An 11,543-nucleotide genomic window follows, 5' to 3' on the forward strand; every position below is an offset into this window, starting at 1 on the left:
CGAGCACCAGCGCGCCGTACATCGCCACGCCGGAAGAAAATTCGCTCGGCGATGTCGAGAACAGCGGCGCTGCTCCGTCCCAGGGGTGAACGCGGCCACAATGGGTCGCACCAGGACCGAGGAGAACCCCGATGGCGAAGTATCTGCTGCTGAAGCACTACCGCGGCGCCCCGGCCGCGGTGAACGACGTCCCCATGGAGCAGTGGACGCCGGAGGAGATCTCGGCGCACATGCAGTACATGCGGGACTTCGCGGACCGGCTGGTGCAGACCGGGGAGTACGTCGACGGGCAGGCGCTCGCCCCCGAGGGGACCTGGGTGCGCTACGACGGTGAGGGGCGCCCGCCCGTCACCGACGGGCCGTTCGCCGAGACCAAGGACCTCATCGCCGGGTGGATGGTCATCGACGTCGACAGCCACGAGCGGGCCGTCGAGCTGGCGGGCGAGCTGTCGGCCGCGCCCGGGGCCGGCGGGAAGCCGATCCACGAGTGGCTGGAGCTGCGCCCGTTCTACGCCGCCTCGCCCACCGACGCGGACTGCCACGCCAGTGGATGAGGCGCTGCTCAGGAGCCTCACGCCGGGTGTCCTCGCCGTCCTCGTCCGCCGCGGAGCCGACTTCGCGGCGGCCGAGGACGCCGTGCAGGACGCGCTGGTGGAGGCCCTTCGCGTCTGGCCCGCCGACCCGCCGCGCGACGCGAAGGGCTGGCTGGTGACCGTGGCCTGGCGCAAGTTCCTCGACCAGACCCGCGCGGACACCGCGCGCCGCCGTCGTGAGGACCGCGTCGAGGAGGAACCGGCTGCCGGCCCGGCGCCCGCCGTGGACGACACGCTCCAGCTCTACTTCCTGTGCGCCCACCCCTCGCTCACCCCGTCCTCCGCCGTGGCCCTCACCCTGCGCGCGGTCGGCGGACTGACCACCCGGCAGATCGCCCGGGCCTACCTGGTGCCCGAGGCGACCATGGCCCAGCGGATCAGCCGCGCCAAGCGGACCGTGTCCGGCGTGCGCTTCGACCAGCCCGGCGACGTCGCCACCGTGCTGCGTGTCCTCTACCTGGTCTTCAACGAGGGCTACTCCGGCGACGTCGACCTCGCCGCCGAGGCCGTCCGGCTCACCCGGCAGCTCGCCGCCGTCGTCGACCACCCCGAGGTGTCCGGGCTGCTGGCCCTGATGCTGCTCCACCATGCCCGGCGCGCCGCCCGGACCGCGCCCGACGGCGGGCTGATCCCGCTCGCCGAGCAGGATCGCGGCCGGTGGGACACGCGCCTGATCGCCGAAGGCGTCGCCATCCTCCAGGCGGCCCTCGCCCGCGACCGGCTGGGCGAGTTCCAGGCGCAGGCCGCCATCGCCGCCCTGCACGCGGATGCGCCCACCGCCGAGGAGACCGACTGGGTGCAGATCGTCGAGTGGTACGACGAGCTCGCCCGGCTGACCGGCAGCCCCGTCGTCCGGCTCAACCGCGCGGTCGCCGTCGGCGAGGCGGACGGACCGCGCGCCGGTCTGGCCGCGCTCGCGGAACTGGACACCGACCTGCCCCGGCACACGGCGGTGGCGGCCTACCTCCACGAACGTGACGGCGACCTCGCCACGGCGGCCCGGCTGTACGCCGAGGCGGCGCACAAGGCCCCGAACCTCGCCGAACGCGACCACCTGACCCGCCAGGCGGCCCGCCTCAACTCCCGAAGCGACCGACGGAACTGACCGGGCGCCGTTGCCGGGGGCCCCGCGCTGGGGCTCCGCCCCCAGGCCCCCGTTCGGCCCGGAACGGGCCTCGTCCTCAACCGCCGGACGGGCTGGGAGACGCTGCGCCGGCGTCGGCCGAGGGTGGCTGCTCGGCACCGGCGCTCCGCCCCCAGGCCGCCTCGTCCTCAAACGCCGGACGGGCTGGGAGACGCTGCGCCGGCGTCGGCCGAGGGTGGCTGCTCGGCACCGGCGCTCCGCCCCCAGGCCGCCTCGTCCTCAAACGCCGGACGGGCTGGGAGGCGTGGCGCCGGCGTCGGTCGCTCTGCTGTCGGCCGATTGTGTCGCGCTCGTGGGGGTGGGGGCGACAGGATCGTCGTATGCGGCCGATCTTCGTTCTCGTGCACAGTCCGTCCGTGGGCCCCTCGACGTGGCGTCCGGTGGCCGAACGGCTCGTGGCGGCGGGGTACCAGGTGCGGGTGCCAACCCTGCTGGGTGTCGGGTCGGGTGCTCCGCCGTTCTGGCCCCGCGTGGTGGACGCGGTCCGCGACGATCTCCGGCGGGTCCCGGCCGGCCGGCCCGTCGTGCTCGTGGCCCACAGCAACGCGGGTCTGTTCGTCCCGGTGACGCGGGCGGCCCTCGACCGTCCCGTGGTGGGCACGGTCTTCGTCGACGCCGCCCTGCCGGCCCGGAGCGGGCCGACTCCGGTCGCCACTCCCGAACTGCTCGACTTCCTGCGTCCGTTGGCCGTCGACGGCCGGCTGCCGCGGTGGACCGACTGGTGGGAGGAAGCGGACGTGGCGCCCATGTTCCCGAACCCGGCGCTGCGGCGGGCCGTCGTGGCGGAGCAGCCGAGCCTCCCGCTGTCCTACTACGAGCAGCGCATCCCGGTCCCCGTCGGCTGGGACGACCACCCCTGCTCGTACCTGCTGTTCGGCCCTCCTTACGACGGCCCGGCCGCCGAGGCGCGCGAACGGGGCTGGCGCGTGACCCACCTGCCCGGCGAGCATCTGCACCAGATCGTCGACCCGGACGGCACCGCCCGCCACCTCGTCGAACTCGCCGCCCCCGAGGGGAACAGAACGGGGAGCGCGTGAACGACCTTTCTCAGACGCCCAGTTGGGCCCGCAGCCACTCCTCGACCTCGCCCACGTGCGCGGCCGCCGCCGCCCGTGCCGCCTCCGGGTCGCGCGACACCAGGGCGCGGTGGATCGCCGCGTGCTCCCGCCGGGTCCGCTCGAAGGCGCCCTCCTCCTGGTAGCCGCGCCACACCCGGGCACGGAAGGTCCGTGACGACAGGCCCTCCAGGATGGCCGCCATGGTGTCGTTGCCGGCCGCCGCCGCGATCTCGCGGTGGAAGGCGAGGTCGTGGGCGAGGATCTCCTCCGGGTCGTCGGTGGCGTTCATCGCCAGCAGGTGCTTCTCCACCTCGGCCAGCTGGTCCGGCGTGATACGGGCCGCCGCCAGCGCGGTCGCCGTCGACTCCAGGATGCGCCGCACCTGAAGCAGCTCCACCAGCGCCGGGCCCCGCGAGAGGTCGGCGACGACGCCGAAGGTCTCCAGCAGGTCACCGGCCTCCAGCTGGGTGACGTAGATGCCGGAGCCGTGCCGCGCCTCCAGCACGCCGAGCACGGTCAGCGCGCGGATCGCCTCCCGCATCGAGCTGCGGGAGATGCCGAGCTGCACGGCCAGGTCGCGCTCGGTGGGCAGGCGCTCGCCCGGCTCCAGCCGGCCCTCCGCGATGAACGCCTTGATCTGCTCGATGGCGCGCTGCGTCACGGTGCCCTTCTGCGGGGCTGTCTCGTCCACGCCATTCCTCCACTCACCGGGTGCGCCGCAGTCTAACCGTCAAGGTGGTCGGACCACTACGGCCGAAATCGCGAAAATCTGCCGCCAGAGGGTGTTGTTTCGCGAGAGTGGTCTGATAAGTATGCGGGCATCTGCTCGAACACGCTCAACGAGGAGCCGCCAGATGCCCGGCAGGACAGTGGGGAAGCGGAACAGAGTTCGGATCGTCGCAGCGGTCGCGGTCACCGCGAGCGCCTCGCTCGCGCTCGCGGCGTGCGGAAGCACCAAGGACACCGCCTCCGGCAGCACGGGAGGCGGCGGCACCGGCAAGGTCGGGGTGATCCTGCCCCTGCTGACCTCGCCGTTCTGGCAGTCGTACAACGACTACGTGCCGAAGATGGCGAAGTCCGAAGGGGTCGACGCGCTCAAGACCGTCAACTCCAACAGTGACCCCTCGCAGCAGATCACCGACATCGACAACCAGCTCAACCAGAGTGTCAAGGGCCTGGTCGTGGCCCCCCTGGACAGCGCCGCCATCGAGGCCGGCCTCAAGCAGGCCGAGCGCAAGGGGGTGCCGGTCGTCGCCGTCGACGTGGCGCCCGACAAGGGCAAGGTCGCCATGGTCGTACGCGCCGACAACGTCGCCTACGGCACCAAGGCCTGCGACTACCTCGGGGCGCACATCACCAGCGGCAAGGTCGTGCAGATCATGGGCGACCTGGCCTCGGTCAACGGCCGCGACCGCTCCGAGGCCTTCCGCTCCTGCGTGAAGAAGAAGTACCCCAAGCTGAAGGTGCTGGAGATCCCCGCCAAGTGGGAGTCCGACACGGCCGCCTCGAAGCTCGACACCCTGCTCAACGCCAACCCCGACATCAAGGGCATCTACCTGCAGGCCGGCGGCGTCTACCTCGCGCCGACCCTGCAGACCCTGAAGTCGAAGCACCTGCTCAAGGCGGCCGGTAGCAAGGGCCACATCGTCATCGTCTCCAACGACGGCATCCCGCAGGAGTTCGAGGCCATCCGCAAGGGCGAGATCGACGCGACCGTCTCCCAGCCCGCCGACGCCTACGCCAAGTACGGCATGTACTACATCAAGGCGGCGATGCAGGGGAAGACCTTCCGGCCCGGCCCCACCGACCACGACTCCACCATCGTCAAGCTGCCCAGCGGCATCCTCGAGGACCAGTTGCCCGCCCCGCTGGTCACCAAGGACAACGTCGACGACCCCAAGCTCTGGGGCAACACGGTCAAATGACGACCCCACTCGTCGAGGCCCGCGACATCGTCAAGCGCTACGGCCCCACCACCGCCCTCGCCGACGGCCGGCTCACCGTGCTGCCCGGCGAGTCCCACGCCCTCGTCGGCCGCAACGGCGCCGGCAAGTCGACCCTGGTCACCATCCTCACCGGACTCCAGGCGCCCGACGAGGGCACCGTCCGTTTCGACGGCGAACCGGCCCCCACGCTCGCCGACCGCGACGCCTGGCGCCGCAAGGTGGCCTGTGTCTACCAACACCCGACCGTCGTGCCCGAGTTGACGGTCGCCGAGAACCTCTTCATCAACCGGCAGCCGCTCAGCCGCGGGCTCATCAGCTGGCGCCGGCTGAAGAGCGAGGCGGCCGCGCTCCTCGACACCTGGGACGTGCACGTCGACCCCGAGGCGCGCACCGCCGACCTCAAGGTCGAGGACCGCCAAATGGTCGAGATCGCCCGGGCGTTGAGCTTCGGCGCCCGGTTCATCGTCCTCGACGAGCCCACCGCGCAGCTCGACAACCGGGAGATCGAGCGGCTCTTCGCCCGCATGCGCGGCCTGCAGGACTCCGGCGTCACCTTCCTGTTCATCTCGCACCACCTGCAGGAGGTCTACGAGGTCTGCCAGACCGTCACCGTGCTGCGCGACGCCCGCTGGATCACCACGGCCCCGGTCGCCGAACTGCCCAGGGCGGCACTGATCGAGGCCATGGCCGGCGAGAGCATCGAGGCGATCGCCGAACAGGCCGTCCAGGAACGGCTCGTGGACGACAACGCGCCCGTCCTGCTCCAGGCACAGGGGCTCACCTCGGAGACGTACGAGAACATCGACCTGACCGTCCGGCGCGGCGAGGTCGTCGGGCTCGCCGGCTCCAGCGCCAGCGGCAAGGTCGAGCTCGCGGAGGCCTTCGCGGGCCTGCGCGCCCCCACCGGCGGAACGGCCCGCCTCGACGGCGCACCGCTGCGGTTCGGCTCCGTGCCGGCCGCGCTCGCGGCCGGTATCGGCTGCGTCCCGCGTGACCGGCACGACCAGGGTCTGGTGCGCTCCATGTCCGTCGGCGACAACGCCACCATGAGTGTCCTCGGCCGGCTCGGCCGCTTCGGCCTCATCGGCACCGACCGCAGGCGAGGCTTCGCCGCCGGGCTGATCGACCGCCTCGACATCCACACCGAGGGCCCCGACCAGCCGGTCTCCGACCTGTCCGGCGGCAACGCGCAGAAGGTCGTCATGGCCCGCGCCCTCGCCTCCGAGCCCCGGCTGCTGGTCCTCATCAACCCCACGGCCGGAGTCGACGTGAAGTCCAAGGAGTCACTGCTGGCCCGCGTGGACAGCGCCCGCGAGGACGGCACCGCCGTCCTGGTCGTCTCCGACGAACTCGACGACCTGAGGCGCTGCGACCGCGTCCTCGTCCTCTTCCACGGCCGTGTCGTCGCCGAGCACCCGGCGGGCTGGCGCGACCACGAGCTGATCGCCTCCATCGAAGGAGTGGACCACCATGGCTGACACCAAGGCTCCGCCGGTGAAGCCGGTCAGTCTGCCCGACGCCCGGTCGGCGCGGGCCGTACTGCTGCGACGGGCACGCGAACTCGCGCTGCTGCCGGCCCTGTTGGCGGTTCTCGTGATCGGAGCGTTCGTCAACGACTCGTTCCTCACGAAGAACAACCTCATCTCCATCGCCGCGTCCTCGGCGTCCCTGGCGATGGTGGTCCTCGCGGAGGCCCTCGTCCTGATCACCGGCAAGTTCGACCTCTCCCTGGAATCGGTGGTCGGCATCGCCCCCGCGGTGGGCGCGCTGCTCGTGCTGCCGGCGGCGAGCGCGGGCTGGGGCGTCGAACTGCCCACCTGGCTGGCCATGTCGGCCATCCTGGTGGTGGGCGGCGCGGTCGGCCTCTTCAACGGCCTGCTCGTGGTGAAGCTGCGGCTCAACGCGTTCATCGTCACGCTCGCGATGCTGATCGTCCTGCGCGGCGTGCTGGTCGGCGCCACGAAGGGCAAGACGCTCTTCGACATGCCGGACGCCTTCTTCGCGATCCACACCACCACGTTCCTGCAGGTGCCGGTCTCGGTGTGGGTGGCCGCCGCGGGCTTCGCCGTCACCGGCGCCGTGCTCCGCTACCACCGGGTCGGCCGCGCCCTGTACGCCATCGGCGGCAACGCCGAGGCGGCCCGGGCGGCCGGCATCCGGGTGGACCGCGTGATGCTCGGCGTGTACGTGAGCGCGGGCGTGCTCGCCGCGGTCGGCGGCATCATGAAGACCGGCTACGTGGGGGCGATCAACGCCAACCAGGGCCAGAACATGATCTTCACGGTGTTCGCCGCGGCGGTGATCGGCGGGATCAGCCTCGACGGCGGCAAGGGCACCATGTTCGGCGCCCTGACCGGCGTCCTGCTGCTGGGCACCGTCGACAACCTGCTGACCCAGGCGCAGGTCCAGCCGTACTGGATCCAGGCCATCTACGGCGGAATCATCCTGATCGCCCTGCTGATCGCCCGTCTCACCACCGGCCGCGCCCAGGACTGACCCCGCCCCAGCCCCCGAACGAAAGGCCCTCCGTGTCCTCGACGCCCGCCCGTATCACCGCGGTCGACACCTACGACATCCGGTTCCCCACCTCGCGCGAGCTCGACGGCTCCGACGCGATGAACCCCGACCCCGACTACTCGGCCGCCTACCTGGTGCTGCGCACCGACGCCGAGGACGGCCCGGAGGGGCACGGGTTCACCTTCACCATCGGGCGGGGCAACGAGGTCCAGGTCGCCGCGATCCACGCGCTGCGCCACCACGTGGTGGGACGGCTCGTGGACGAGGTGTGCGCCGATCCGGGAGTGGTGTACCGGGACCTGACCGGGGACAGCCAGCTGCGCTGGCTCGGGCCCGAGAAGGGCGTGATGCACATGGCGATCGGCGCGGTCGTCAACGCCGTGTGGGACCTGGCCGCCAAGCGGGCCGACAAGCCGCTGTGGCGGCTGCTCGCCGAGTCCGACCCCGAATGGCTGGTCGGCCAGATCGACTTCCGCTACCTGACCGACGCGCTCACCGCCCAGGAGGCACTGGACATCCTGCGCCGGGGCCGCGCGGGAGCGGAGGAGCGCACGGGTCGGCTGCTGGAACACGGCTACCCCGCCTACACGACCTCCGCGGGCTGGCTCGGCTACAGCGACGAGAAGCTCACCCGGCTCGCCGCCCAGGCGGTCGCCGACGGCTTCACGCAGATCAAGCTGAAGGTCGGCGCCGACCTCGACGACGACATCCGCCGCTGCCGGGTAGCCCGCTCGGTCGTCGGCCCGGACGTCCGCATGGCGATCGACGCCAACCAGCGCTGGGACGTCGCCGAGGCCATCCGCTGGACCAAGGCACTCGCCGAGTTCGACCCGTACTGGATCGAGGAGCCCACCAGCCCCGACGACGTCCTCGGGCACGCCGCCGTCCGCGAGGCCGTCGCCCCCGTCAAGGTCGCCACCGGCGAACACGTCCAGAACCGCGTCGTGTTCAAGCAGCTGCTGCAGGCGGGCGCCCTGGACGTCGTGCAGATCGACGCGGCCCGCGTCGGCGGCGTCAACGAGAACCTCGCGATCCTGCTGCTCGCCGCCAAGTTCGGCGTACCGGTCTGCCCGCACGCCGGCGGCGTCGGCCTGTGCGAACTCGTCCAGCACCTGTCGATGTTCGACTACGTCGCGGTCACCGGCACCACCGAGGACCGGGTCATCGAGTACGTCGACCACCTGCACGACCACTTCCTCGATCCGGTGATGATCCGCGAGGGTCACTACACGGCACCCACCGCGCCGGGTTTCTCGGCCGCCATGCGACCGGAGTCCATCGCGCGGTACACCTTCCCCGGCGGCACCTTCTGGGCCGCCGATCTCGACGAGAAGAAGGGACGGGCGGCATGACCGACTTCGCGGGACTGAAGGCCCTGGTGACGGGCGGAGCCTCCGGCATCGGACGGGCCACGGCCGACCTCCTCGCCGCCCGCGGCGCGCAGGTCGCCGTCCTCGACCTCGACCCGTCCCTGGTGGACAAGCCGCTGCTGGGCTTCCGGGCCGACGTCGCCGACGACACGTCCGTACGGGAAGCGGTCGCGGCCGCCGTCGCCGAACTCGGCGGCCTCGACGTGGTGGTCAACAACGCCGGCATCGGCGCGCAGGGCACCGTCGAGGACAACGACGACGCCGAGTGGCACCGGGTCCTCGACGTCAACGTGGTCGGCATGGTGCGCGTCGCCCGCGCCGCCCTGCCGCACCTGCGCGCGTCGCGGCACGCGGCGATCGTCAACACCTGCTCCGTCGCGGCCACGGCCGGCCTCCCGCAGCGCGCCCTGTACAGCGCCGCCAAGGGCGCCGTGTACTCCCTCACCCTCGCCATGGCCGCCGACCACGTCCGCGAGGGCATCCGCGTCAACTGCGTCAACCCCGGTACGGCGGACACCCCGTGGATCGGCCGCCTGCTGGACAGGGCCGACGACCCGGCCGCCGAACGCGCCGCCCTGGAGGCCCGCCAGCCCACGGGCCGGCTCGTCTCGGCGGACGAAGTCGCCGGTGCCATCGCCTACTTGGCGAGCCCGCTGTCCGGGGCCACCACCGGCACCTCGCTCGCCGTCGACGGCGGCATGCAGGGCCTGCGCCTGAGGCCGGTGGGCCGGTGAACCGCCTCGGCAGGAGCGGCGTCCGGGTCAGCGCCCTCGGCTTCGGCGGGGCGGTGATCGGCAACCTCTACACCGAGGTGACCGAGGAGCAGGCGCACGAGGCCGTGTCCGCCGCCTGGGCGGAGGGCATCCGCTACTTCGACACCGCCCCGCACTACGGCCTCGGACTGTCCGAACGCCGCCTCGGCGCCGCGCTGCGCGCCCACCCCCGAGCGGACTACACGATCTCCACCAAGGTCGGCCGCCGCCTGGAGCCGTCGGACGAGGGCGGCGACGACCTGGCGAACGGCTTCGCCGTGCCCGCCACACAGCGCCGCGTGTGGGACTTCAGCGCCGACGGCGTACGACGCACCCTGGAGGCAGCTCTGGAACGCCTCGGCCTCGACCGCGTCGACGCCGTCTACCTGCACGACCCCGACGACCACGCCGAGCAGGCGTTCCGGGAGGGCTACCCGGCGCTGGAGAGACTCCGCTCCGAGGGCATGGTCGGCGCGATCGGCGCCGGCATGAACCAGGCCGAGATGCTCACCCGTTTCGTCCGCGACACCGACGTCGACGTCGTCCTGTGCGCGGGCCGCTACACCCTCCTCGACCAGCGGGCGCTCACCGAGCTGCTGCCGGCGGCCGAGGAACGCGGCACGTCGGTGGTGATCGGCGGCGCCTTCAATTCCGGCCTGCTGGCGGACCCGAAGCCGGACGCCACCTACAACTACGCCAGCGCACCCCGCGAGTTGCTGGACCGCGCCCTGCGCCTGAAGGCGATCGCCGAACGGCACGGCACCACCCTGAGGGCCGCGGCCCTGGCGTTCTGCGCCGCGCATCCGGCGGTCGCGAGCGTACTCGTCGGCGCCCGCTCGGCCGACGAAGTACGCGACAACGCGCGGCAGTTCGCCGCGAAGGTGCCCTCGGACCTGTGGCAGGAACTGCGCGCGGAGCGGCTCCTGCCCGCCGAGGCCCCCGTTCCCGAGGAGGAGCCGTCGTGAGAGTCGCCCTGCACACCAAGGTCCGCGCGGACCGCGTCGCCCAGTACGAGGCCGCCCACCGGGAGGTCCCCGAGGAGCTCACGGACGCCATCCGCGCGGCGGGCGCCGCGTCCTGGACCATCTGGCGCAGCGGCACCGACCTCTTCCACGTCCTGGAGTGCGAGGACTACGCCCGCCTCCTCGCGGAGCTGGAGCGACTGCCGGTCAACGTCGCCTGGCAGGCCCGTATGGCGGAGCTGCTGGAGGTGGTGCACGACTACTCCGGCGAGGGCGCGGACGCGGGCCTGCCCGTGGTCTGGGAGCTGCCATGACGGTCGACGCCCACCACCACGTGTGGGACCTGTCGGTCCGCGACCAGGACTGGATTCCCCAACACAGTCCCATACGGAGGGACTTCACGGTCGCCGACCTCGGACCCGAGGCCCGGGCGGCGGGCGTCGACCGTACCGTCCTGGTCCAGACGGTCACCGTCGCCGAGGAGACCCCCGAACTCCTGGGCCTGGCCGACGCGCACGACCTCGTCGCCGGCGTCGTCGGCTGGACCGACCTCACCCGCCCAGACGTCGCCGACGAACTCGCCCGTCTGCGCGCGCTCCCCGGCGGCGCCCGGCTCAAGGGCATCCGCCACCAGGTCCAGGGCGAGCCGGACCCCGAGTGGCTGCTGCGCCCCGACGTCCTGCGCGGCCTGACCGCGGTGGCCGAGGCCGGCCTGGTCTACGACCTGGTGGTCCTGCCTCACCAGCTCCCGGCCTGCGCGAAGGCGGCGGCGCGCCTTCCCCGACTCATCTTCGTCCTGGACCACTTGGGCAAGCCACCCATCGCCTCCGGCGCCCTGGACCCCTGGGCGGCCGACCTGCGGGCCCTGGCCGGCCTCCCCAACACGGTCGCCAAGCTCTCCGGCCTGGTCACCGAGGCCGATCCCGCCGCCTGGACGCTCGACGACCTCCGCCCGTACGCCGAGACGGCCCTGGAGGCCTTCGGCCCCGGCCGTCTGATGTTCGGCTCCGACTGGCCGGTGTGCACCCTCGCCGCGCCCTACGGCGACGTCGTGGAGGCGACGCGGCAACTGACCGCCGGTCTGGGCGTGTCCGAGCGCACGCAGATCCTGGAGGGCACCGCGACCCGCGTCTACCGGCTATGACCCGACCGGCCGCCGAGGAGCGAGCCGAACGGGGTCATCCCCCTGCCGACGAAGCTG

Annotated in this window: 12 protein-coding genes; 11 read left to right on the forward strand and 1 reads right to left on the reverse strand. The window is 72.5% G+C overall.

What is annotated here, in order from left to right:
• Positions 1-131: 131 nt before the first annotated feature.
• The 3 genes from M8J74_RS03550 (at position 132) to M8J74_RS03560 (ending at position 2,774) form a co-directional block, all read left to right on the forward strand.
• Complete coding sequence (locus M8J74_RS03550) at positions 132-554, forward strand: YciI family protein (protein ID WP_249835008.1); 423 nt, start codon at positions 132-134, stop codon at positions 552-554.
• The gene (locus tag M8J74_RS03555; protein WP_249835009.1) at positions 547-1,698 is read left to right on the forward strand and encodes an RNA polymerase sigma factor; all 1,152 of its coding nucleotides are present in this window, start codon (positions 547-549) and stop codon (positions 1,696-1,698) included. The genes M8J74_RS03550 and M8J74_RS03555 overlap by 8 nt, the downstream gene beginning before the upstream one ends.
• Positions 1,699-2,093: 395 nt before the next feature.
• A complete protein-coding gene (locus M8J74_RS03560; protein WP_249835010.1) occupies positions 2,094-2,774 on the forward strand; it encodes an alpha/beta fold hydrolase in 681 nt (226 codons plus the stop codon).
• A gap of 10 nt (positions 2,775-2,784) precedes the next feature.
• On the opposite strand, the gene M8J74_RS03565 is transcribed toward M8J74_RS03560, so the two are convergent.
• Positions 2,785-3,486 carry a FadR/GntR family transcriptional regulator gene (locus tag M8J74_RS03565; protein WP_249835011.1) on the reverse strand — a complete coding sequence of 234 codons (702 nt, stop codon included), beginning with the start codon at positions 3,484-3,486 and terminating at the stop codon, positions 2,785-2,787.
• 163 nt (positions 3,487-3,649) lie between these two features.
• On the opposite strand from M8J74_RS03565, the gene M8J74_RS03570 reads away from it, so the two are divergent.
• Genes M8J74_RS03570 through M8J74_RS03605 form a run of 8 tightly spaced genes read left to right on the forward strand, consistent with a single transcriptional unit; the run spans position 3,650 to position 11,486 of the window.
• On the forward strand, positions 3,650-4,720 hold the full coding sequence (locus M8J74_RS03570) for a sugar ABC transporter substrate-binding protein (protein WP_249835012.1): 1,071 nt from the start codon (positions 3,650-3,652) through the stop codon (positions 4,718-4,720).
• Entirely contained in the window at positions 4,717-6,219 is a 1,503-nt protein-coding gene (locus tag M8J74_RS03575; RefSeq protein ID WP_249835013.1) for a sugar ABC transporter ATP-binding protein, read from the forward strand. Before M8J74_RS03570 ends, M8J74_RS03575 begins: the two co-directional genes overlap by 4 nt.
• A complete protein-coding gene (locus tag M8J74_RS03580) occupies positions 6,212-7,237 on the forward strand; it encodes an ABC transporter permease (protein ID WP_249835014.1) in 1,026 nt (341 codons plus the stop codon). Before M8J74_RS03575 ends, M8J74_RS03580 begins: the two co-directional genes overlap by 8 nt.
• Before the next feature lie 32 nt (positions 7,238-7,269).
• Positions 7,270-8,610, forward strand: a complete 1,341-nt coding sequence (locus M8J74_RS03585) for an L-fuconate dehydratase (RefSeq protein ID WP_249835015.1) — start codon at positions 7,270-7,272, stop codon at positions 8,608-8,610.
• Positions 8,607-9,362, forward strand: coding sequence for an SDR family NAD(P)-dependent oxidoreductase (locus tag M8J74_RS03590; RefSeq protein ID WP_249835016.1), 756 nt, complete (start codon positions 8,607-8,609; stop codon positions 9,360-9,362). The genes M8J74_RS03585 and M8J74_RS03590 overlap by 4 nt, the downstream gene beginning before the upstream one ends.
• Complete coding sequence (locus tag M8J74_RS03595) at positions 9,359-10,345, forward strand: aldo/keto reductase (protein WP_249835017.1); 987 nt, start codon at positions 9,359-9,361, stop codon at positions 10,343-10,345. The genes M8J74_RS03590 and M8J74_RS03595 overlap by 4 nt, the downstream gene beginning before the upstream one ends.
• On the forward strand, positions 10,342-10,656 hold the full coding sequence (locus M8J74_RS03600; protein ID WP_249835018.1) for an L-rhamnose mutarotase: 315 nt from the start codon (positions 10,342-10,344) through the stop codon (positions 10,654-10,656). The genes M8J74_RS03595 and M8J74_RS03600 overlap by 4 nt, the downstream gene beginning before the upstream one ends.
• The gene (locus M8J74_RS03605) at positions 10,653-11,486 is read left to right on the forward strand and encodes an amidohydrolase family protein (protein ID WP_249835019.1); all 834 of its coding nucleotides are present in this window, start codon (positions 10,653-10,655) and stop codon (positions 11,484-11,486) included. Before M8J74_RS03600 ends, M8J74_RS03605 begins: the two co-directional genes overlap by 4 nt.
• Positions 11,487-11,543 lie beyond the last annotated feature (57 nt).

The sequence above is a fragment of the Streptomyces panaciradicis genome, assembly GCF_023516615.1.
Lineage (GTDB): Bacteria > Actinomycetota > Actinomycetes > Streptomycetales > Streptomycetaceae > Streptomyces > Streptomyces panaciradicis.